This is a genomic window from Pseudomonas sp. LFS044 (assembly GCF_047978245.1).
Lineage (GTDB): Bacteria > Pseudomonadota > Gammaproteobacteria > Pseudomonadales > Pseudomonadaceae > Aquipseudomonas.
On the sequence record NZ_JBFPFX010000004.1, the window covers coordinates 1 to 22,801 of the forward strand.

At 63.8% G+C, this 22,801-nt stretch carries 18 protein-coding genes and 1 pseudogene; 8 read left to right on the plus strand and 11 right to left on the minus strand.

The annotated features are described in order from the left end of the window. The first annotated feature begins 177 nt into the window (after positions 1-177). Positions 178-1,572, plus strand: a complete 1,395-nt coding sequence (locus ACNQPL_RS04050; protein WP_416466038.1) for a VOC family protein — start codon at positions 178-180, stop codon at positions 1,570-1,572. Positions 1,573-1,650: 78 nt separating this feature from the next. Here ACNQPL_RS04050 and ACNQPL_RS04055 read toward each other — a convergent pair whose 3' ends face one another. The 3 genes and pseudogenes from ACNQPL_RS04055 to ACNQPL_RS04065 all read right to left on the minus strand — a co-directional run bounded on the left by ACNQPL_RS04055 (position 1,651) and on the right by ACNQPL_RS04065 (position 4,738). Then, entirely contained in the window at positions 1,651-2,514 is an 864-nt protein-coding gene (locus ACNQPL_RS04055; RefSeq protein WP_416466148.1) for a methyl-accepting chemotaxis protein, read from the minus strand. Positions 2,515-2,559: 45 nt separating this feature from the next. After that, positions 2,560-3,552: pseudogene (locus tag ACNQPL_RS04060) on the minus strand (Cache 3/Cache 2 fusion domain-containing protein); the annotation flags it as partial. 259 nt (positions 3,553-3,811) lie between these two features. Then, complete coding sequence (locus tag ACNQPL_RS04065; RefSeq protein WP_346612627.1) at positions 3,812-4,738, minus strand: LysR substrate-binding domain-containing protein; 927 nt, start codon at positions 4,736-4,738, stop codon at positions 3,812-3,814. A gap of 154 nt (positions 4,739-4,892) precedes the next feature. Here ACNQPL_RS04065 and ACNQPL_RS04070 point away from each other — a divergent pair, with 154 nt between their 5' ends. Next, positions 4,893-6,281 (plus strand): NorM family multidrug efflux MATE transporter, encoded by a 1,389-nt coding sequence (locus tag ACNQPL_RS04070; RefSeq protein WP_416466040.1) that lies wholly within the window; start codon positions 4,893-4,895, stop codon positions 6,279-6,281. A 90-nt stretch (positions 6,282-6,371) separates the two neighbouring features. Here ACNQPL_RS04070 and ACNQPL_RS04075 read toward each other — a convergent pair whose 3' ends face one another. Next, complete coding sequence (locus ACNQPL_RS04075; protein ID WP_416466042.1) at positions 6,372-8,039, minus strand: putative bifunctional diguanylate cyclase/phosphodiesterase; 1,668 nt, start codon at positions 8,037-8,039, stop codon at positions 6,372-6,374. Between the two features lie 298 nt (positions 8,040-8,337). On the opposite strand from ACNQPL_RS04075, the gene rep reads away from it, so the two are divergent. Both rep and ACNQPL_RS04085 read left to right on the plus strand, forming a co-directional pair. Further along, positions 8,338-10,347: a DNA helicase Rep gene (rep, locus tag ACNQPL_RS04080; RefSeq protein WP_346612630.1), complete on the plus strand. Its 2,010-nt coding sequence runs from the start codon at positions 8,338-8,340 to the stop codon at positions 10,345-10,347. Between the two features lie 63 nt (positions 10,348-10,410). Next, entirely contained in the window at positions 10,411-10,983 is a 573-nt protein-coding gene (locus ACNQPL_RS04085) for a xanthine phosphoribosyltransferase (RefSeq protein WP_346612631.1), read from the plus strand. Between the two features lie 130 nt (positions 10,984-11,113). Here ACNQPL_RS04085 and ACNQPL_RS04090 read toward each other — a convergent pair whose 3' ends face one another. The 5 genes from ACNQPL_RS04090 to dadA all read right to left on the minus strand — a co-directional run bounded on the left by ACNQPL_RS04090 (position 11,114) and on the right by dadA (position 16,829). After that, positions 11,114-12,970: an acetyl-CoA hydrolase/transferase C-terminal domain-containing protein gene (locus ACNQPL_RS04090; RefSeq protein ID WP_416466044.1), complete on the minus strand. Its 1,857-nt coding sequence runs from the start codon at positions 12,968-12,970 to the stop codon at positions 11,114-11,116. Between the two features lie 118 nt (positions 12,971-13,088). Further along, entirely contained in the window at positions 13,089-13,493 is a 405-nt protein-coding gene (locus tag ACNQPL_RS04095; RefSeq protein WP_346612857.1) for a c-type cytochrome, read from the minus strand. A gap of 154 nt (positions 13,494-13,647) precedes the next feature. After that, positions 13,648-14,196, minus strand: coding sequence for a cupin domain-containing protein (locus ACNQPL_RS04100; protein WP_346612633.1), 549 nt, complete (start codon positions 14,194-14,196; stop codon positions 13,648-13,650). A 110-nt stretch (positions 14,197-14,306) separates the two neighbouring features. Further along, complete coding sequence (gene alr / locus ACNQPL_RS04105) at positions 14,307-15,380, minus strand: alanine racemase (RefSeq protein ID WP_416466046.1); 1,074 nt, start codon at positions 15,378-15,380, stop codon at positions 14,307-14,309. Positions 15,381-15,527: 147 nt separating this feature from the next. After that, positions 15,528-16,829, minus strand: a complete 1,302-nt coding sequence (dadA, locus tag ACNQPL_RS04110; RefSeq protein ID WP_416466048.1) for a D-amino acid dehydrogenase — start codon at positions 16,827-16,829, stop codon at positions 15,528-15,530. Between the two features lie 153 nt (positions 16,830-16,982). Between dadA and dadR the strand changes: the two genes are divergently transcribed. Beyond that, positions 16,983-17,471: a transcriptional regulator DadR gene (gene dadR / locus ACNQPL_RS04115; protein ID WP_003258963.1), complete on the plus strand. Its 489-nt coding sequence runs from the start codon at positions 16,983-16,985 to the stop codon at positions 17,469-17,471. Between the two features lie 2 nt (positions 17,472-17,473). Here the strand turns inward: dadR and ACNQPL_RS04120 are convergent, their stop codons facing one another. Beyond that, a complete protein-coding gene (locus ACNQPL_RS04120) occupies positions 17,474-17,827 on the minus strand; it encodes a YkgJ family cysteine cluster protein (protein ID WP_416466051.1) in 354 nt (117 codons plus the stop codon). Between the two features lie 193 nt (positions 17,828-18,020). On the opposite strand from ACNQPL_RS04120, the gene ACNQPL_RS04125 reads away from it, so the two are divergent. Then, positions 18,021-19,313: an NAD(P)/FAD-dependent oxidoreductase gene (locus ACNQPL_RS04125; RefSeq protein ID WP_416466053.1), complete on the plus strand. Its 1,293-nt coding sequence runs from the start codon at positions 18,021-18,023 to the stop codon at positions 19,311-19,313. Positions 19,314-19,338: 25 nt separating this feature from the next. Here the strand turns inward: ACNQPL_RS04125 and ACNQPL_RS04130 are convergent, their stop codons facing one another. Continuing rightward, positions 19,339-19,569, minus strand: coding sequence for a DUF1127 domain-containing protein (locus ACNQPL_RS04130; RefSeq protein WP_346612638.1), 231 nt, complete (start codon positions 19,567-19,569; stop codon positions 19,339-19,341). Between the two features lie 178 nt (positions 19,570-19,747). On the opposite strand from ACNQPL_RS04130, the gene ACNQPL_RS04135 reads away from it, so the two are divergent. Both ACNQPL_RS04135 and ACNQPL_RS04140 read left to right on the plus strand, forming a co-directional pair. Continuing rightward, positions 19,748-21,178: a PLP-dependent aminotransferase family protein gene (locus tag ACNQPL_RS04135; protein WP_416466055.1), complete on the plus strand. Its 1,431-nt coding sequence runs from the start codon at positions 19,748-19,750 to the stop codon at positions 21,176-21,178. Positions 21,179-21,237: 59 nt separating this feature from the next. Continuing rightward, on the plus strand, positions 21,238-22,788 hold the full coding sequence (locus tag ACNQPL_RS04140) for a phospholipase D family protein (protein WP_416466057.1): 1,551 nt from the start codon (positions 21,238-21,240) through the stop codon (positions 22,786-22,788). The last annotated feature ends 13 nt before the right edge of the window (positions 22,789-22,801 follow it).

Sequence of the window (22,801 nt, forward strand, 5' to 3'; positions counted from 1 at the left end):
CCTACAGGCACAGCACAGTTGCTGAAACTTGTGCTGTGCCTGTAGGAGCTGGCTTGCCGGCGATAGGGCCCTGAAGATCGATCAAAAAAGGAATGACACACTCACTTTTTTTCGCTTGTGGCCGTAGTGCATTCCCAGCTTTCATGTAAGCGTCCGAACCCAACCAGGAAGCTAGCGATGCCCGCCCACGATTTCGTCAGCCCCGACAGCATTCGCGCGCAGTTCTCTGCCGCCATGTCGCTCATGTACAAACAGGAAGTGCCGCTGTACGGCACGCTGCTGGAGCTGGTGAGCGAAATCAACCAGCAGGTCATGGCCGAGCAGCCCAAGGTGGCCGAGGCCCTGCGCTGGACCGGCGAGGTCGAGCGCCTGGACCAGGAGCGCCACGGTGCCATCCGCGTTGGCAGCGCCGAAGAGCTGGCCACCATCGCCCGGCTGTTCGCGGTCATGGGTATGCAGCCGGTCGGCTATTACGACCTCAGCTCCGCCGGCGTGCCGGTGCACTCCACCGCGTTCCGCGCGGTGCACGAACAGGCGCTGCACATCAGCCCGTTCCGCGTGTTCACGTCGCTGCTGCGCCTGGAATTGATCGACAACCCCGCATTGCGTGAGCTGGCGCAGACCATTCTGGCCAAGCGCAAGATCTTCACTGCCCGCGCTCTTGAGCTGATTGCTCAATGCGAGCGCGATGGCGGCCTGAACGCAGCCGACGCCGAGGCCTTCGTGCAGGAAGCGTTGCACACCTTCCGCTGGCACAAGGACGCCACGGTCACTGCCGAGCAGTACCAGCAGCTGCACGATCAGCATCGGCTGATCGCCGATGTGGTGGCGTTCAAGGGCCCGCACATCAACCACCTGACCCCGCGCACCCTGGACATCGACGCCATTCAGCTGGGCATGCCGGCCAAGGGCATCCCGCCGAAGGCCGTGGTCGAAGGCCCGCCCACCCGCCGCCACCCGATCCTGCTGCGCCAGACCAGTTTCAAGGCGCTGCAGGAGAAGGTCGCGTTCAGCGACCAGCACGGCAGCGAAGGCAGCCACACCGCGCGCTTCGGCGAGATCGAACAGCGAGGCGCTGCGCTGACGCCGAAGGGCCGCCAGCTGTATGACCGGCTGCTCGACGCTACCCGTGCGGCCCTGGGCGGTGCGCCAGCGGAGGCCAACGCCGAGCGTTACGTGGCGCTGTTGCACGCACACTTTGCCGAGTTCCCCGATGACCTGGCGCAGATGCGTGAGCAAGGCCTGGCGTACTTCCGTTATTTCGCCACCGAAAAAGGCCTGGCCGCGCGAGAGCAGGCTGATCGCCCGACTACCCTGCAAGGCTTGATCGACGCTGGCCATGTGCATTTCGAGGCCTTGGTGTACGAGGACTTCTTGCCGGTGAGTGCGGCGGGGATTTTCCAGTCGAACCTGGGTGACGATGCCCAGGCTGAATATGGCAGCAATGCCAACCGCGATGCCTTCGAGGCGGCGCTGGGGCTGCGGGTGCAGGATGAGCTGGCCTTGTATGCGCAGAGTGAGCAGCGGTCGCTGCAGGCTTGTGCGCAAGCGTTGAACCTGCGGTCGCTGTAAAAAAGGGCCGCTTTGCGGCCCATCGCGGCTGAAGCCGCTGCTACAGGTACGGCGGCGGGAGTGTGGTCAGCGGTTTATCTATACCCGAAACCGATCCACTTCCTGGCGCAACTGCGCCGCCAACCCCTCCAGCTCACGCGCGGTGAAGGCCAGTTCATTGGCCACATCCCGCTGTTCACTGTTGGCCTGGGCAATGCTCTGCAGGTTGCGGCTGAGCACGGTCGCGGTGCTGCTCTGCTCCTGGGTGGCCGTACTGATCACCGTGAACTGCTCACCCGCCACCCGGCTCTGCTCGTCGATGCGCGCCAGGGCCTCGGCCACCTTGTCGTTGCGCTGCAGGCCTTCCTGCATCAACTGATTACCCTGCTCCAGCGTGCTGATGGCGTGGCCGGTCTGTTGCTGGATGCTGGCAATCATCCCGGAAATCTCATCGGTCGCCTGGCGAGTGCGTGCTGCCAGGCCGCGGACCTCATCTGCGACCACGGCGAAACCGCGGCCCTGTTCGCCAGCACGCGCCGCTTCGATGGCAGCGTTGAGGGCCAGCAGGTTGGTCTGCTCGGCGATCGCGGTAATCACCCCGACGATGCCGCCGATCTCTTGCGAACGTGCGCCCAGCGTGTCCATCACGGTCGCGGTGCCTCCCAGTGCCTCGGCGATCTGGCGCAAAGAGCTCGACGCTTCATCCATGGCCGTGCGGCCAATCCGAGTCTGCTGGGCGTTGTCGCGGGCCATGCGCTCGGTGCCCGCCATGTTGTCGGCAATGTTCATCGAGGTGGCGCTGAATTCTTCCACTGCACCGGCCATGCTGGTGATTTCACCGGACTGCTGGTCCATGCCCTCACAGGCGCCCGCCGACAGGCCGGCCAACGAACGGGCGCGGCCACTGACCTGCTCGGAAGCACCGCGAATGTGCTCGACCATGGTCGCCAGCGCTTCGCCCATCTTGTTGAAACTGCGCGCCAGCTGGCCGATCTCATCATGGCTGGTCACGGCAAGGCGGGCATTGAGGTCGCCAGCGCCCAAGGCATTGGCCTGGCGCACCAGGTCGTCGAGCGGGCGCAGTTTGCGGCGCAGCAACCACAGGGTGGCGGCCACGGCCAGCAGCATCGCCAACAGGCTGCCGATGGCCAGGCGCAGGCCAACGCTCCAGGTTACCTCGCGGATCTCTGCCAAGGGCATGCTGGCAACCACGGTCCATGGGCCTTCGGCAAACGGCGCGGAGGCGCTGAACGAAGGCTGGTCGGCATTGGCTGGCGGCACCAGCCATTGGCCCTGCTCGTCACGAATGGCCAGCGACCCGGTTTCACCAATACGGAAGCGTTTGAGGTTGCTGAACTGCGCATTCTGCGCGTCGGTGTAGTCGAAACCGACGAACAGTACGGCAATGATCCGGCCGTTGCCGTCGTTCACCGGTACATAGCGGGTCATGTAGTTGCGCTCGAACAGCACCGCCCGGCCCACGTACATCTGCCCCGCCAGCAGCTTCGCGTACGCCGGATGCTGGCGGTCGAGCTGGGTACCGATCGCGCGGCTGCCATCCTGTTTTTTCAGGTTGGTGGTGATGCGCACGAAGTCGTCACCGCTGCGCACGAACAGCGTGGCGATGCCGGCGGTCATCTGCTGGAATTCGTCCACCTGCTGGAAATCGTTGTTCAGCAAGTGGTTACCCAGGTACAGGGCCGGCGTGGCCTGCCCGGCAACCTGTACCGTTTCGCCGGCATGCAGCGAAAGGCCCGAGGCAAAGCGACGCTCGAACAAGCCGCTAAGGCGTTGGGTGTTGTCCTTGAGCGAACCATGGAAGGTTTCCAGCTGGTCGGCCAGCAGCCGCGCTTCGCTGGCCAGGTGCGCCTGGCGCGTGGCGAGGTTGGCGTCGTCCAGGGAACGGAGGGCGAACAGAGTACTGCCGGTGATCACCAACGCCAGCACAATGGCGAGGGCGATACCGAGCTGCGAAGCAATTCGGGCACGCGGTTGAGACATGGGGAAGCTCCTGGCAGGTGGCCTGGATCATCCTGATCACGTGGACCGCCTGCTGTTTGTCGACGGAGAATCGCGCCCTCTTTCCGGGACGCTGGTGCAAGTAAATCGGCGTCGGTGGCGAATACTTGAGTGTCGGACCGGGGTATTCGCAAACGTTTTCTTTAGCCTGCACTGGCCTCATCGCGGGCAAGCCCGCTCCTACAGGGATTGCGGGGGTTCAAGCTCTGCGGTGTGCCTGGGAAGAGGCCAGTGAGGGCGATCAAAGACCCGGCAGAATGCGCACATCCGGCAAGTTCACCGCCGCCGCCTCTTCCTGCAAAAACACACTCAAGCGCCGCAACCGCTCACCCCCTGGGCGGGTGCGCGGCCACACCAGGTAGTAATCCATGCCACTGGGCACTGCTGTCGGCCAGGGCAGGCTCAAGCGCCCGTGGGCCACGTCTTCGGCAACCATCAGCAGGTCGCCCATGGAGATCCCGTAGCCGCGGGCCGCAGCGATCATGCCCAGTTCCAGCGTGTCGAACACCTGCCCGCCCTTGAGCGAAACGCTGTCGGCCAGGCCCATGCGCTCCAGCCATTCGCGCCAGTCACGCTTGTCGGGGGTGGGGTGCAGCAGCTCGATGCCGGCCAACCGGCGTTGGTCCAACGGGCCTTCCTTGAGCAAGTCCGGTGCACCCACCGGAATCAACAGCTCGGAGAACAACCGCCGGACCTCCCAGTCCGGCGGGAACACGCCGTCACTGAGCAGTACTGCGCAGTCGAAGGGCTCCTGATTGAAGTCGACATGATCGACGTCCATCCAGGCGCTGGTCAGTTGCACTTCGTTGCCGGGCTGCAAGTGACGGAACTGGCTCAGGCGCGCCAGCAGCCAGCGCATGGTCAGGGTTGAAGGCGCCTTCATGCGCAAGATGTCGTCTTCGCCGCGCAAGGTATCGCACGCCCGCTCCAGTGCGGCGAAGCCCTCACGCACGCCCGGCAACAGCACCCGCGCGGCCTCGGTCAGTTGCAGGCTGCGGCCGCTGCGGATGAACAGGCGGCAGGCGAAGTGATCCTCCAGGGTACGAATGTGCCGGCTGACCGCACTCTGGGTGATCGACAGCTCATGGCCGGCACGGGTGAAAGAGCTGAGCCGGGCGGCGGCTTCGAATGCGCGCAGCGCATACAGCGGAGGCAGCTGACGGGACATGGGGCACCTGCATACGGGGCGGCGAAGGGATGCTTGTGATCATATATGCATGAGTTGAACTCATGCCAACCATCGCTTTTATCCTTTTGTGCAAAGTTGACCGAAGCCTCAGAATCGTCCCTCGCTCACAGAGTCAGGCAAAAAGGACCCCACCATGCACGTTGCGCCCACCACAGAACTCAAGGCTTTGCTGCGCCTGGCCGGGCCGCTGATCGCCTCGCAGTTGGCGCACATGCTGATGGTGCTCACCGACACCCTGATGATGGCCCGCATCAGCCCCCAAGCCCTGGCGGGCGGTGGCCTGGGCGCGGCGAGCTATTCGTTCGTGTCGATCTTCTGCCTGGGCGTGATTGCGGCGGTCGGTACGCTGGTGGCTATTCGCAAGGGCGCCAATGACATCGAAGGCGCCACCCGCCTTGCGCAAAACGGCCTGTGGCTGGCCTGGGGCCTGGCACTGGTCGCGGCGCTGGCCCTGTGGAACCTCAAACCGGTGCTGCTGCTGTTCGGCCAGCAGCCCGAAAACGTCGAGTCGGCCACGCAATTCCTCACTTTGTTGCCGCTGGCGCTTCCCGGTTACCTGACCTTCATGGCCTTGCGCGGCTTCACCAGCGCTTTGGGCCGTTCGACGCCGGTGATGGTCATCAGCCTGGTCGGCACGGTGCTCAACTACCTGTTCAACGTCGCGCTGATCGAAGGCATGTTCGGCCTGCCCAAGCTGGGGCTGATGGGCATCGGCATGGTCACTGCCGTGGTATCGATGGGCATGGCAATCGCCTTGGCCCTGTACATCCGCTGGCACCCGGCCTACGCCGAGTACCCGCTGCGCAAGGGCTTGTCGCGCCCTTCCCTGCCCGCCCTGCGCGAACTGTGGCGGCTGGGTTTGCCAATCGGCGGCACCTACATGGTGGAAGTCGGCCTGTTCGCCTTTGCCGCCTTGTGCATGGGCGTGCTTGGCAGCACGGAGCTTGCGGCCCACCAGATTGCCCTGCAGATCGTCTCGACCGCATTCATGGTACCGACCGGGCTGTCCTATGCGGTGACCATGCGGGTCGGGCTGTACTACGGCGCCGGCAACCTGCTGGCAGCACGCAGTGCCGGGCGCGTGGGCATCAGCTTCGGCGCGATGATCATGTTCGCCTTCGCCGCGCTGTTCTGGCTGCGCCCGGAAATGCTGGTGAGCCTGTTCATCGATAGCAATGACCCGGCGTTTGCGCAGATCTACCAGTTGGCGGTGAGCCTGCTGATGGTCGCGGCCTGGTTTGAACTGTTCGACGGCGTGCAGACCATTGCCATGGGCTCGATACGGGGGCTGAAGGATGCCAAGACCACCTTCCTGATCGGGCTTTGCTGCTACTGGCTGGTCGGGGCGCCGAGTGCGTGGCTGCTGACGTTCAACTTCGGTGGCGGCGCGGTGGGGGTGTGGTGGGGGCTGGCGTTGGGCTTGGCCTGTGCATCGGTGGCGTTGACCATTGCCTTCGAGTGGCGAATGAAGCGGATGCTAGGGAAGGCCGGCGTCAGCAAAAAGGCTGCTGTTTCGGCCTGACTTCAGGGCCCCATCGCCGGCAAGCCGGCTCCTACAGGGATGCCACAGCCCTGGAGGTCGGCGTGGGAGCCGGCTTGCCGGCGATAGGGGCTAGAGCACCTGCGCCAGCTTGCGCTCGGACGCCTGCTGCAAATACGCCACCAACTCCCCCACCGGCAGCGGCTTGCTGACCAGAAACCCTTGCACCTGGTCACAACCAAACCCACGCAGCAACGCCATCTGTTCGTGGCTCTCGACACCCTCGGCCACGACCTCGAGGTTGAGGTTGTGCGCCAGGTTGATCATCGCGTGCACCAGCTTGCGGTTCTCTTCGCGCATCTCCATGCCAGCGACGAAACTGCGGTCGACCTTGAGCAGAGTGATCGGCAGGCTGTTCAAATGCACGAACGAAGAGAAGCCGGTGCCGAAATCGTCCAGCGAGAACCGCACGCCAAGGCGCCCCAGGGCATCCATGGTCTGGCGGACCAATTCGTTGCGGCGCATGACCGCCGTCTCGGTCAACTCGAACTCCAGCCAGCGAGCATCGACGCCGTGCTCGATGATCAAGCGGCTCAGCGTGGCCAATAGCTGGCTGTCCTGGAACTGGCGAAAGCTCAGGTTTACCGCCATGTGCAGCGGCGCCAGGCCGCTCTCGCGCAGGGCCTGCATGTCGCGCAACGCGCGGGAGATGACCCAGTAGCCCAGCGGCACGATCAGCCCGCTCTGTTCGGCCAGCGGCACGAATTCGCTTGGCGGCAACAGGCCGCGCTCGGCATGGCGCCAGCGCACCAAGGCCTCCAGGCCGACGATGCGGCCGTCGGCCAGGTTCAGCCGCGGCTGGTAGTGCAGTTCAAGTTCATCGCGGCGCAGGGCCCGGCGCAGTTCGCCTTCCAGGTCGGCAAGGCTGCGGGCGTTGCGGTTGATCCGTTCGTTGAACACATGGAAGGTGCAGCCCTGGCTGCTCTTGGCCTGGCGCATGGCGATGTGCGCATGCCACATCAACGGGTCCGCGCCACTTTGCGCGCGGGCGTGGGCCAGGCCCAGGCTGCAGCCGAGCAGCAGGCTTTCGCCGTCGATCCAGTACGGCTCGGCCAAGGCCTCGACGATGCGTTCGGCAATGAACTCGGCGCGGCCAGTGTCGCGGCGCGTGTCGATCAGCAAGGCGAATTCGTCGCTGCCCAGGCGCGCCAGCTGGTCACCGGCCTCCAGTTGCAGCTTGAGGCGCGACACCACCTGCAGGATCAGGCGGTCGCCACCCTGATGGCCGAGGGCATCGTTGACGTGGCGAAAGTTGTCCAGGTCCAGGTGCCCGAGGGCCACCCCGCGCCCGTCGTTCTCGGCCAGGCGAGCGGTCAGCAGGGCCTGGAAGCCCTGGCGGTTGGCGATACCGGTCAACGGGTCCTGTTCGGCCAGGCGCTGCAAGGTGGCAACCAGCACCCCGCGTTCGCGCACATGACGCAACGAACGGCGCAGGGCATCGGCATTGAGTTGGTCACGCACCAGCCAGTCGCTGACACCCGTGGGCGGCGCCTCGGGCTCGTGATCGAGCAACAGAATGGTCGGCAAGTCGCAGCGCCCGGGCGCCGGTTGCAGGGCCGGGGTTGCCAGTATCACCGCCTGACGGTCATGGCTGAACAGGCTGTCGACCGCCGCCCAGTTCGGCGCGGTCAGCAGTACTGCTGAACCTTCCAACGGCAGCAGGCATTCGCGCAGCAAGGCGGCCCACTCCGGCTCATCAGCCAACAACAGCAAACGCAAAGGTTCGACAGGCGTGGACAAGCGGGCTCCTTAAAGCTTGGACGGTGACACGAGGGAGGCCGGGTATGCTACTGCAGAAATGAAAATGATTTTCACTTTTAGACATATCCCTGCCCACAGCGCGTCCCGACACATTTTGACGTGCATCCTGCTCGAAAGTCGCTCAACCGGCAAATACGATTTTTTCAGTTAATAGCATTAGCCAAACTAATGATCTGCGCAGGCAGAAAGTCTGACTCACACGTCAGACGGTCGCGCCACAACGGCCCCATGCCTGTTAGAATGCGCGGCTATTTTCTGGCGACCCCCGGTTTCTAGCATGTCCCGACTCAATCCCAGGCAACAGGAAGCCCGTGACTACGTCGGCGGCCCTCTTTTGGTGCTCGCCGGTGCAGGCTCCGGCAAGACCAGCGTAATCACGCGCAAGATTGCCCACCTGATCCAGAACTGCGGCATCCGTGCCCAGTACATCGTCGCGATGACCTTCACCAACAAGGCCGCGCGCGAGATGAAGGAACGGGTCGCTACGCTGCTGCGCCCGGGGGAAGGCCGGGGCCTGACGGTGTGCACGTTCCACAACCTGGGGCTGAACATCATCCGCAAGGAGCACGACAAGCTGGGCTACAAGCCAGGCTTCTCGATCTTCGACGAGTCCGACATCAAGGCGCTGCTGTCGGACATCATGCAGAAGGAATACTCGGGCGACGACGGCATCGACGAGATCAAGAACATGATCGGTGCCTGGAAGAACGACCTGATCCTCCCCGCCGAAGCCCTGGAAAAAGCCCGCAACCCGCGCGAACAGACCGCCGCCATCGTCTACACCCACTACCAGCGCACGCTCAAGGCGTTCAACGCAGTGGACTTCGATGACCTGATCCTGCAGCCGGTCAAGCTGTTCCAGGAGCACCCCGAGGTGCTCGAGCGCTGGCAGAACCGCGTGCGTTACCTGCTGGTGGACGAATACCAGGACACCAACGCCAGCCAGTACCTGCTGGTGAAAATGCTCATTGGCATGCGCAACCAGTTCACCGTGGTGGGTGACGACGACCAGTCGATCTACGCCTGGCGTGGCGCGCGCCCCGAGAACCTGATGCTGCTCAAGGAGGATTACCCCTCCCTGAAGATCGTCATGCTCGAGCAGAACTACCGCTCCACCAGCCGCATCCTGCGCTGCGCCAACGTGCTGATCGCCAACAACCCGCATGCGTTCGAAAAGCAGCTGTGGAGCGAAATGGGTGTGGGCGACGAGATCCGCGTGATCCGCTGCAAGAACGAGGAAGCCGAGGCCGAACGCGTAGCCATGGAAATCCTCACCTTGCACCTGCGCACCAACCGCCCGTACAGCGACTTCGCCATCCTCTACCGCGGCAACTACCAGGCCAAGCTCATCGAACTGAAGCTGCAGCACCACCAGGTGCCCTATCGCCTGTCGGGCGGCAACAGCTTCTTCGGCCGCCAGGAGGTCAAGGACCTGATGGCCTACCTGCGCCTGTTGGTGAACCCGGACGACGATAACGCCTACCTGCGGGTGATCAACGTGCCGCGCCGGGAAATCGGCTCGACTACCCTGGAAAAGCTCGGCAACTACTCGACCGAGCGCGGCATCTCGATGTACGCCGCCAGCGAGGAGCTGGGCCTGGGCGAGCACCTGGACGCTCGCTATACCGAGCGCCTGCAGCGCTTCAAGCACTGGCTCGACGGGGTGCGCCACAAGGTGGCCCTCGATGACCCGATCGCGGCGCTGCACGAGATGATCCGCGACATCGACTACGAGAACTGGATCCGCCAGCAGACCGCCAGCGACAAGGCTGCGGAGTTTCGCATCAGCAACGTCTGGTTCCTGGTCGAAGCGCTGAAGAACACCCTCGAAAAGGATGAAGAGGGTGACATGACGATCGAGGACGCCATCGGCAAGCTGGTGTTGCGCGACATGCTCGAGCGTCAGCAGGAAGAGGAAGAAAACGCCGAGGGCGTGCAGATGATGACCCTGCATGCCTCCAAAGGCCTGGAATTCCCTTACGTGTTCATCATGGGCATGGAGGAGGAAATTCTCCCCCACCGCTCGAGCATCGAGGCCGACACCATCGAAGAAGAACGCCGCCTGGCCTACGTGGGCATCACCCGCGCACGCCAGACCCTGGCCTTCACCTTCGCCGCCAAACGCAAGCAATACGGCGAAATCATCGATTGCACGCCCAGCCGGTTCCTTGATGAACTGCCGCCAGACGACCTGGCCTGGGAAGGCCTGGACGATGCGCCCGTTGAAGTCAAAGCCGCGCGGGGCAACAACGCGCTGGCCGATATCCGGGCAATGCTCAAACGCTGATCAACCATTACTCTTTAACTTTGCCGCTTCTTGCGGCCACCTTTGCTACATCGGAGATACACAGTGGAAGCACTGCAGCAGAAGATTCGCGAAGAAGGCATCGTGCTTTCCGATCAAGTTCTCAAAGTCGACGCGTTTCTCAACCACCAGATCGACCCTGCCCTGATGCAGTTGATCGGTGACGAGTTCGCCCGCCTTTACGCCGATGCCGGCGTGACCAAGATCGTCACCATCGAAGCCTCGGGTATTGCCCCGGCGGTGATGACCGGCCTGAAGCTGGGCGTACCGGTGATCTTTGCACGCAAGCACCAGTCGCTGACGCTGACCGAGAACCTGCTGACTGCTACGGTGTACTCCTTCACCAAGCAGACCGAGAACACCGTGGCCATTTCGCCGCGCCACCTCAACAGCAGCGACCGCGTGCTGGTCATCGACGACTTCCTGGCCAACGGCAAGGCGTCGCAGGCGCTGATCTCGATCATCAAGCAGGCCGGCGCCACCGTGGCAGGCCTGGGTATCGTCATCGAGAAGTCGTTCCAGGGCGGCCGTGCCGAGCTGGACAGCCAGGGCTACCGCGTTGAATCGCTGGCTCGGGTGAAGTCGCTGGAAGGTGGCGTGGTCAGCTTTATCGAGTGATCGCCAGGGGGCCCTTCACGGCCCTTTTCGACCGGTCCGGCGCCCCGGCAAGGCCGCTCCTGCAAGGCAATCCATACCCTCGCAGGAGCGGCCTCGTGTGCGATGGGCTGCAAAGCAGCCCCGGCAATCTTCAGGTCGCCGCCAACCCTGCCAGCAATAGCCGCTGATACAGCTCTTCCTTCAAGCCCTGCGGAGCGTCCAGCCCCATCCGCTGCAAGTGCCGTTGATACCCCTCCGGCCCCGGCGCATCCAGCGCGGCCTTGCCCAGCTCCAGCACCTCGCTCAACTTGAACTTGCTCTTGAGCCAGTTCAACGCCCGCAGCAAGTCTCGCTCCTCGGCGGTAAAATCCGTGCCCAGCGGATACTCCGGGAACAGCCGCACATGCCGCGCTCTGATTGATTCAAGCCGCTCAGGCGTGTTGTCGGTAAACCGCGCATCCAGCTGAAAATCCTTTGCCAACTTGCCGGCCTTTTTGGCCTGCTCGATCAGCTCAGCCTGAAACCGCGAATCACTGACCGCCAGCAACCGCGCAATCACTTCACTGTCGGTCTGCCCGCGCAGGTCAGCGATGCCGTACTCGGTCACCACAATGTCGCGCAAGTGCCGAGGGATGGTGCAGTGGCCGTAGGCCCAAAGCAGGTTGGAACTGACGTCGCCGCCCGCCTCACGCCAACTGCGCAGCAGCAGGATCGAGCGCCCGCCCTCCAGCGCATGGCCCTGGGCGACGAAGTTGTACTGCCCGCCAACACCGCTGAGTACGCGGCCATCCTCCAGCTGGTCGGCCACCCCCGCACCGAGCAAGGTCATGGTGAACACCGTGTTGATGAAGCGCGCATCGCGGCGTTGCCGGCGCTTGAGTTCCTCCTGGCCATACAGCTCGTTGATGAAGCTGATACGCGTCATGGCAAAACGCGCGCGCTGCTCCAGTGGCATGTCCCGCAAACGTTGGTAGAACGCCCGCGGGCCGAGGAAGAAGCCGCCGTGCACCAGCACACCCTGCTCGTCGGCCGGGCGCCGCACCACGCCCGCCTCGGCCAACGCCAGCAGGCCGTTGACGAACATCTCGCTGCAGCCGTAGAGGCCTTGGGCGAAGGCATGCAGCCCGCCTTCACGCTCGATCAGCGCCTGCCATGGGCCGACGTCCAGTTCATCCATCAAGGCCCGGTAGCCGACGTTGTCGCCCTGGCGGGCCAGCAACGCGGCGGCCACCGCATCGCCCATGGCACCAATGCCGATCTGCAGCGTGCCGCCATCGCGCACCAGCGTGCTGGCGTGCAGGCCGATGCAATGGTCCTGGGTGGTGACCGGCATGTTCGGGGTAGAGAACAGGCGGTGTTGCTCGGCCTGGTCGATCAACAGGTCGAATGCCTCCATGCCCAGCTCCGCATCGCCGGGCATGTAGGGCAGCTCGGCATGCACCTGGCCGAGCATGAGGATGGTTTCACCGGCCTCGCGCCGCTTGGCGACCATCGGCAGCAGGTCGAGGGTGATGTCGGGGTTGCAGGCCAGGCTCAAGTGCACCGGTTTTTCCGGCGTGGCGGCGACCAGTTGGGCGATCAGGTTCAAACCCTTGGCGTTGATGTCGCGGGCGGCGTGGCTGTAGTTGCTGCTGACGTAGTCCTGCTGGGCGCAATCACTGTGCAGCAGGCTGCCGGGCTGCATGAAGAACTGCTCGACCCGGATGTTCGGCGGTAGCTGATCGTTGCGCAGGTCGGCGAGGTAGGTGAGTTCTTCGTAATCGGCGAATACGCGCTCGATGAAGGGCTCGAGAAAACGCCGCTGCAGGCCGTCGCCCAGGGGTGGCCGCCCAAGCGACAACGCCGTGTAGATCGTCAGCTGTCGCTCCGGCAGTTCGCGCACCCGGGCATACAGCGCATTGACGAAGGCATTGGGTTTGCCAAGACCCAACGGCAGGCCCATGTGAATGTGTGCCGGCAGGCGTGACAAGACCTGCTCGACTGCCTGGTCGATGGAACAGAGGTGCATCTTGGCCTCCTGAGTCTTCCGTGGGTTCAGGGGTTGGACATGAACCGCCGCGGGTTCGTTGCCTGCACAAAAACAAAGCCCGCCATTGCAGGCGGGCCGTGGGTGACTCAGCCGTGGCTCAAAGCCCGGACATCTTCTGGATGGCGCCCTTCAGGTCATCATCCGAGCAATCGGCACAGGTGCCTTTCGGTGGCATGGCGTTGATGCCGGTAATGGCCTTGGCGAGGATGCCATCCAGGCCACCCTGGTGGTCGGCGCGCTCTTTCCAGGCGGCGGTATCACCGATTTTCGGCGCACCCAGCAGGCCGGTGCCATGGCAGGCATTGCAGTGCTTGGCGATGATGTCATCCGGGGTCTTGGCGCCGCCACCGCCGGCGGTGGCCGCCACTTCCATGCCTTTGCATTCCTGGCCTTGAACACATACCTGGCCAACCGGCTCCAGGCGTTTGGCGATGTCGTCGTTGGTCGCAGCGGTTGCGCTCATTGCCCATAGGGCGAATACGGCTGCTGGTACGGCCAGCATCTTCTTGATTTGGTTCACGCGTACACCCTCATGGTGGCTAATCACGCCCGCGGCCACGGTAATGCGAGCGTTGAAAAGTATAGCGGGAACCCGGAAGCCGTGAAACGACCCTACTCGGGAAAGGGATATTGCCGAAACAAAGCACTGCGCTGGATCAAAAGTTCGACGGCGTGGCGGCGCTGATCAGCCGGGCGGGCTCATTGAATGGGTTGCGAAAGCGGTGCGGGCGGGTGCTTTCGAAGTAGTAGCTGTCGCCTTCCTCAAGGATGAAGATCTCGTTGCCGACTACCAGTTCCAGGCGGCCTTCCAGGAGGATGCCGGTTTCTTCGCCATCGTGGGTGAGCATCTCGGCGCCGGTGTCGGCACCCGGTGGGTAGACCTCGGTGAGAAACGCTATGGCACGGTTGGGGTGCGACTTGCCCACCAGCTTCATGGTCACCGCGCCATCGGAGATGTCGATCAGCTCATGGGCCTTGTAGACGATCTGGGAAGGGCTTTCGGCTTCAAGCTCCACCGAGAAGAACTCGACCATGGACATGGGAATGCCGCTCAGCACCTTGCGCAACGAGCTGATCGAGGGGCTTACGCTGTTTTTCTCGATCATCGAGATGGTGCTGTTGGTCACACCCGCGCGTTTGGCGAGTTCACGCTGGGACAGGCCCTTGAGCTTGCGGATGGCTTGCAGTCGTTCGCCGACGTCCAAAGCTGGAGCCTCCTGAAACGATGAGATGGCGGGGTGAATGTGAACGATATCATGGCAATGCCGTTCAGTATTTACAACACACCGCCCCTCAGGCTGTCCGCTTCAGCGTGTCATTCGCCGTAATAGTCCAGCGGCACGCGCTTCAAGTTGCAGAAGATCTGGTAGGGAATCGTTCCAGCGTGCATCGCCACTTCGCTGGCCAGCACCTGCTTGCCCCACAACTCGACCGGGCTGCCGATGTTCGCCTCGGGCACATCGGTGAGGTCGATGCACAGCATGTCCATGGAGACGCGGCCAATCAGCTGGCTGCGCTTGCCGGCGACCATCACCGGTGTGCCGGTCGGCGCCTGGCGAGGGTAGCCATCGGCGTAACCCATGGCGACCACACCGACCCGGGTCGGCCGCGGGCTGATGAACTTGGCGCCGTAGCCTACCGGCTCGCCGGCTGGCAGTTCCCGCACGCTGATGACGCGCGATTGCAGGGTCATTACCGGCTGCAGGCGCTCGGCCTGGGCCTGCTGCACTTCGAACGGTGTGGCACCGTACAGCATGATGCCTGGCCGTACCCAGTCACTCGGGGCCTGCGGCCAGGCCAGTACGCCGGGCGAGTTGCGCAGGCTGCATTCCGCAGCCAAGCCTTGGCGGGTGGCGTTGAACACGGCTATCTGCTGGGCGGTGGCGTCGTCGTCCAGTTCGTCGGCACGGGCGAAGTGGCTCATCAGCACGATGCGCGAAACTTTGCCGCTGGCCAGCAGGCGCTGGTAGGCCTCTTGATAGTCCTTGGCGTGCAGGCCGACACGGTGCATGCCGCTGTCGAGCTTGAGCCAGACAGTCAGCGGCTTGTGCACCGAGGTCTTTTCGATGGCTTCCAGTTGCCACAGCGAATGCACCACACACCACAGGTCGTGTTCAGCCATCAGTGCCAGTTCGCTGGCTTCGAAGAAGCCTTCGAGCAGCAATATCGGGCCCTTGATACCCGCCCCGCGCAGCTCCAGCGCCTCTTCGATGCACGCCACGGCAAAGCCGTCTGCTTCGGTTTCCAGGGCCAGGGCGCAACGCACGGCACCGTGCCCGTAGGCATCGGCTTTGATCACGGCGAGGGCTTTGGCGCCGGTCAGTTCACGGGCGAGGCGGTAGTTGTGGCGCAGGGCCTGCAGGTCGATCAGGGCACGGGCGGGGCGCATGGCGGCAGCCTTATGGTGGTTCAGGTTGAAAACAGTGTTGGATTCATCACCGGCAAGCCGGCTCCCACAGGTACTGCACAGTGTTCAATCCTGTGCTGCCCCTGTAGGAGCGGGCTTGCCCGCGAGAGGCCGGTACAGGCGAACTTACTACTGGTGAACAGGTGCCGTCTGCCCTTGCTTGGCGTCTTCTCGGGTGTTGCCATACCGGGAAATATCCAGGCCTTCGGCGCTGATCTGCGGCTTTCTGCGCGCAATCAGGTCGGCCAGCAGGCGACCGGAACCACAGGCCATGGTCCAACCCAGCGTACCGTGACCGGTGTTGAGGAACAGGTTGCGGAACTTGGTGGCACCTACGATCGGCGTACCGTCCGGGGTGGCCGGGCGCAGGCCAGTCCAGAAACTCGCCTGGCTCAGGTCACCGCCACGAGGATAAAGGTCGTTGACGATCATCTCCAGCGTTTCGCGCCGGCGCGGGTTCAGCGACAGGTCAAAACCGGCGATTTCAGCCATGCCGCCGACCCGGATGCGGTTGTCGAAACGGGTGATCGCAACCTTGTAGGTTTCGTCGAGAATGGTCGAGGTCGGCGCCATGTCGGCGTTGGTGATCGGTACGGTCAGTGAATAACCCTTCAGCGGGTACACCGGCGCCTTGATGCCCAGCGGCTTGAGCATCTGCGGCGAGTAGCTGCCCAGCGCCAGCACGTAGCGGTCGGCGGTTTCCAGCTTGCCGTCGATCCACACACCGTTGATACGGTCACCCGCGAAGTCCAGGCGCTGAATGTCCTGGCCGAAACGGAATTCCACGCCCAGGTTGCGGGCCATTTCGGCGAGCTTGGTGGTGAACAGCTGGCAGTCGCCGGTCTGGTCGTTGGGCAGGCGCAGGGCGCCGGCGAGGATATCCTTGACCCCGGCCAGCGCCGGTTCGACGCGGGCAATGCCATCGCGGTCGAGCAATTCATAAGGCACGCCGGACTGCTCGAGCACGGCGATGTCCTTGGCGGCGGCATCCACCTGAGCCTGGGTGCGGAACAGCTGGGTGGTGCCCAGGGTACGGCTTTCGTAGGCGATGCCGGTTTCGGCACGCAGCTCGTCGAGGCAGTCGCGGCTGTACTCGGACAGGCGCACCATGCGTTCCTTGTTCACCGCGTAACGGTTGGCGGTGCAGTTGCGCAGCATCTGCGCCATCCACAGGTACTGATCGACGTCGCCGGTCAGCTTGATGGCCAGCGGCGCGTGGCGCTCCAACAGCCATTTCACGGCTTTCAGCGGCACACCTGGGGCAGCCCAGGGCGAGGCATAGCCGGGCGAGATCTGGCCGGCGTTGGCAAAGCTGGTTTCCATGGCCACCGCCGGCTGGCGATCGACCACCGTGACCTCGAAACCTTGCCGGGCCAGATAATAGGCACTGGCGGTTCCGATGACACCGCTCCCAAGTACCAGAACTCGCATTGTTGATCCCTCGCACGCGGCGCACCGCATTTTTGTTGAAATGGCTTGGATGCGCGCAGTATAAAAATTACAGACCAGTGCAATTCACTATATAAAAGCCTATATTTGGCGAGAATTCTCGGCAAAATCGCCTTTCACGGAGGGGCATCCCCTATGAGAACCCAGCACCAGAGCAAGCGTGAACTGGACAAGATCGACCGCAACATCCTGCGGATCCTGCAGAATGACGGGCGTATTTCCTTCACCGAACTGGGCGAAAAAGTTGGGCTGTCCACCACCCCTTGCACCGAACGCGTACGCCGCCTGGAGCGCGAAGGCATCATCATGGGCTACAACGCCCGGCTCAACCCGCAGCACCTGAAGGGCAGCCTGCTGGTGTTCGTGGAGATCAGCCTGGACTACAAGTCTGGCGACACCTTCGAGGAATTCCGCCGCGCGGTGCTCAAACTGCCGCACGTGTTGGAATGCCACTTGGTATCGGGTGATTTCGACTACCTGGTGAAGGCACGTATTTCGGAGATGGCGTCGTATCGCAAGCTGCTGGGCGACATCCTGCTCAAGCTGCCGCACGTGCGCGAATCGAAGAGCTACATCGTGATGGAAGAAGTGAAGGAAAGCCTCTGCCTGCCGATCCCGGACTGAGGCTAGACCAGCACTTGGCGGGTAGTGGCAATGAACTGGTGAACGAGCTGCTCGGCCTCGGGCTCGATCATCGGGTCCGGGCCGCGCCCGCGGGGGCAGGCCATGCGTGGGGTGGTGCCGAACAGGCGGCAGATCATCGGCCGCTCTTCGTACACCGTGCAGCCGTTGGGGCCCAGGTGCACGCAGTCCAGGCGTTGCATGGCCGCCTCCTGCTCGGCCTGCGACTTGCGCGGCAGGCGGGCCATTTCTTCGGCAGACGTGGTCACCGGGCCGCAGCAATCGTGGCAGCCGGGTTCGCATTCGAAAGAAGGGATGAGTTCACGCAGGAACTGGATCTTGTGGCGGTTGCAGGACATGGTGGATACAAGGCAAGAATTTGGGTTGGATTATAGGCCCATTCGCCGGCAAGCCGGCTGCCACCGGTAACCCACTGGTCTCATGAGAAGTGAAGATTCAGTAGGCGCCGGCTTGCCGGCGATGAGGCCGGTTGCCCCACCTTGAAACCCCACTTATCCTCCCCTTTCTGCCAAGACACTCAGGACCTGCCCAATGATCCACAGCGCGCAGCACGCCGCCTCCTACTACGCCGCCAGCAGCGCGCCACACCCTGATCACCCCTTCCTGCAAGGCGAGCACAGCGCAGACGTGTGCATCATCGGCGGCGGCTACTCGGGCCTGAACACTGCCATCGAGCTGGCCGAACGCGGCCTGTCGGTGATTCTGCTGGAGGCACGCAAGCTTGGCTGGGGTGCCAGCGGGCGCAATGGTGGCCAGCTCATACGCGGCGTCGGCCATGGCCTGGAGCAGTTCCTGCCGGTGATTGGTGAGGACGGTGTGCGCAGCATGAAGTTGATGGGGCTGGAAGCCGTGGAAATCGTCCGTGAACGGGTCGAGCGCCACGCCATCGCTTGCGACCTGACCTGGGGCTACTGCGATTTGGCCAACAAGCCCGGCGAGCTGCAAGGCTTCGCCGAAGAGGCTGAGGAACTGCGCAGCTTGGGCTACCGCCACGAACTGCGGCTGGTGCAAAAGGACGATATCCACAGCGTGGTCGGCTCCAACCGTTACGTTGGTGGCCTGATCGACATGGGCTCGGGGCACCTGCACCCACTCAACCTGGCACTGGGCGAAGCGGCGGTGGCCAGCCGCCTGGGTGTGCGGTTGTTCGAGCAGTCAGAGGTCAGCCGGATCGAGTACGGCCCTGAAGTAAAGGTGCACACCGCCCAGGGCCGGGTGCGCGCCAAGACCTTGGTGATGTGCTGCAACGCCTACCACAATGACCTCAACCGCGAGCTGGGCGGTAAGGTGCTGCCTGCCGGCAGCTATATCATCGCCACCGAACCGCTTGGCCAGGCACGCGCGCGCCAGCTGTTGCCGCAGAACATGGCGGTGTGCGACCAGCGCGTGGCACTGGACTACTATCGCCTGTCCGCCGACCACCGCCTGCTGTTCGGTGGCGCCTGCCATTACTCCGGCCGCGACCCGCAGGACATTGCCGCCTACATGCGGCCAAAGATGCTCAAGGTCTTCCCCGAACTGGCCGACGTGCGCATCGACTACCAGTGGGGCGGCATGATCGGCATCGGCGCCAACCGCCTGCCGCAGATCGGCCGCCTGGCCAGCCAGCCGAACGTCTACTACGCCCAGGCCTACTCCGGCCATGGGCTCAACGCCACTCACCTGGCTGCGCGCCTGCTGGGCGAGGCGATCAGCGGCCAGCAGAGCGGGCGCTTTGACCTGTTCGCCAAAGTGCCGCACATCACCTTCCCCGGCGGCAAGCATTTACGCTCGCCGCTGCTGGCGTTGGGGATGCTCTGGCACAGGCTCAAAGAGCTGGCGTGAAGCCGCAGCGATTGAGGTGGGCGTCTCATTCCTTCCAGAAGGGTTTTTGCCCTTCAACCCGGGCCTGCTCCCAGCTCAGCCCGATATCACGCAGCTGATTGTCATCCAGCTGCAGCAGCGCCCTGCGGGTGCGCCAGCGGTGCAGCATCAGCCCCCAGCGGCCCAGGTCGGCCGGTGCATTGCAGACCTTGGCCTTCTGCCCTGCTTCCAGTTCCTTGACCATCAGTTGCAAGCGCACATCGCTCATGCCACCCATCGCTGCGTTCTCCCATTCAGTGGTTACCGTAGAGAGAGCATGCGCGCTGACGGCCTAAGCAATACAGAACCAACACAGCCTTATTATTCCCATACAGAATTGGCGGCAAACCAGCTGAATGCTGTATTTTCGGCAACACTGTACTGGTCTGTGCTGTGATTTTGCGCTGGAGTATGCCGTGACGCTCTACCTGAACCTCGCCGAACTGCTCGGCGCCCGCATCGAGCAAGGTCTTTACCGCCCCGGCCAGCGCCTGCCATCGGTGCGCGCACTGAGCATGGAGCATGGCGTCAGCTTGAGCACCGTGCAGCAGGCCTACCGCATGCTGGAAGACAGCGGCATGGTGTCGCCAAGGCCCAAGTCGGGCTATTTCGTCAGCGATCACCGCCACCCCGCCGCCCTGCCCGCCGTCAGCCGCCCGGCCCAACGCCCGGTGGACATCTCGCAGTGGGAGCAGGTGCTCGAGCTGGTGCGCAGCACCCCGCGCAAGGACGTGATCCAGCTCGGCCGCGGCATGCCCGACATCGACAGCCCCAGCCTCAAGCCCTTGCTGCGCAGCCTCGCCCAGCTCAGCCGCCGGCAGGACATGCCGGGGCTGTATTACGACAATATTCACGGCAACCTCGCCCTGCGCGAACAGATCGCTCGCCTGATGCTCGACTCCGGCTGCCGCCTGGGGCCTGCCGACCTGGTGGTAACGACCGGTTGCCACGAGGCGCTGTCGTGCAGCATCCGCGCGGTGTGCGAGCCAGGTGACATTGTTGCGGTCGACTCGCCAAGCTTCCACGGGGCCATGCAGACCCTCAAGGGCCTGGGCATGAAAGCGTTGGAAATCCCCACCGACCCGATCACCGGCATCAGCCTGGAAGCGCTGGAGCTGGCCTTGGAGCAGTGGCCGATCAAGCTCATCCAGATCACCCCGAGCTGCAACAATCCGCTCGGCTACATCATGCCCGAAGCACGCAAGAAGGCCCTGCTAAGCCTGGCCCAGCGCTATGACGTGGCGATCCTGGAAGACGATGTGTATGGCGACCTGGCCTACACCTACCCGCGCCCGCGTACCCTCAAGTCGTTCGACGACGACGGCCGCGTGCTGCTGTGCAGCTCGTTCTCCAAGACCCTCGCCCCTGGCCTGCGCATCGGCTGGGTCGCGCCTGGGCGCTACCTGGAGCGGGTGCTGCACATGAAGTACATCAGCACCGGCAGCACCGCCACCCAGCCACAGCTGGCCATCGCCGATTTCATCGCCGCCGGGCATTACCAGCCGCACGTGCGGCGCATGCGCAGCCAGTACCAGCGCGGCCGCGACCTGATGAGCGATTGGGTCAGCCGCTACTTCCCAGCGGGCACCCGCGTCAGCCGGCCCCAGGGCGGCTTCATGCTGTGGGTGGAATTACCTGAACATTTCGATACGCTGCGGCTGAACCGCGCTTTACTGGAACAGGGCGTGCAGGTGGCCGTAGGCAGCATCTTTTCGGCCTCGGGCAAGTTCCGCCACTGCCTGCGGATGAACTTCGCCGCGCGGCCCACCCCGCAAATCGAGGATGCGGTGCGCAAAGTGGGTGAAACCGCCCTTCGTCTACTGGATGAAGACAACACTGGCGGGTAACTTTGCGCCGCCTTCCACGGTCCAACTCTCAGGCCTTTGCTGTACAGGACGATTCACCTTTGAGACTCCAGCGAGCTCTGCCTCTGCTGCTGGTGCTGCTCGGCCTTGCAGGCTGCGCCAGCGTCGGCATGCCCCGCGAAACCAGCCAGGCACTACCGGCCAAGGATTCTGCCTTCGGCCGCTCGGTGCTGCGCCAGGCCGCCCCCTATGAAGGGCGCTCCGGTTTTCGCCTGCTGCCCAACAGCAACGAGGCCTTCCGCGCCCGTGCCGAGCTGATCCGCAACGCTCAGGCGAGCATCGACCTGCAGTACTACATCGTGCACGATGGCCTCAGCACCCGCGCCCTGGTTCACGAACTGCTGCGCGCCGCCGACCGAGGTGTGCGCGTGCGCATCCTGCTCGACGACACCACCAGTGATGGCCTGGACACCATCATGGGCACCCTCGACGCCCATCCGAATATCCAGATCCGCGTGTTCAACCCGCTGCACCTGGGCCGCAGCACCGGCGCCACCCGGGCGGTGGGCCGTCTATTCAATTTGTCGCGCCAGCACCGGCGCATGCACAACAAGCTGTTCCTGGTGGACAGCAGCATGGCGATCGTCGGCGGGCGCAACCTGGGCGACGAGTATTTCGATGCCGAGCCCAACCTCAACTTCACCGACATCGACATGCTCGGCGTGGGCCCGGTCGCGGAACAGCTCGGGCACGGCTTCGACCAGTACTGGAACAGCGCCCTCAGCCGGCCTATCGGTGACTTCCTCTGGCAGCAGCCTGACGCTGACGACCTGCGCGCCAGCCGCCATCGTCTGGAGGTATCGCTGGCCGAGGCACGGGTAAAACGCAAGGCGCTGTATGACCGCTTGATGGCCTACCAGTCCCAACCGCGCCTGGATGTCTGGCGCAACGAGCTGATCTGGGCCCACAGCTCGGCACTCTGGGATGCGCCGAGCAAGGTGCTGGCCGATGACGAGCCGGACCCGCACCTGTTGATGAGCCAGCAGTTGGCGCCGGACCTGGCCAGCGTGCACAAGGAGCTGATCCTGGTATCAGCCTACTTCGTGCCGGGGGAGCCAGGCCTGCTGTACCTGACTGGCCGTGCCGACGCCGGGGCGTCGGTGAGGCTGCTGACCAATTCGCTGGAAGCCACCGATGTACCGGCGGTGCATGGTGGGTATGCGCCGTACCGCCGGGCGCTGCTCGAGCACGGCGTGCAGCTGTTCGAGCTGCGGCGCCAGCCTGGCGACCCCAGCGCCGGCCGGCTGAGCTTCCGTGGCAGCTCCGATTCGAGCCTGCACAGCAAGGCGATCGTCTTCGACCGGCGCAAGACGTTCATCGGCTCGTTCAACTTCGACCCGCGCTCGGTGCTGTGGAACACCGAGGTGGGCGTGCTGGTGGACAGCCCGGAACTGGCCGAATACACCCGCGAGCTGGCCTTGCAGGGTATGGCCCCAGCGCTGAGCTATCAGGTCAGGTTGGCGGATGACAAGCTGGTCTGGGTGACCGAGGACAACGGCCAGCTGCACACACTGACGGCAGAGCCCGGCGGGCTGTGGCGGCGTTTCAATGCGTGGATCAGCAAGGCGGTCGGTCTGGAGAAGATGCTGTAGCTGCCGAGGGCGC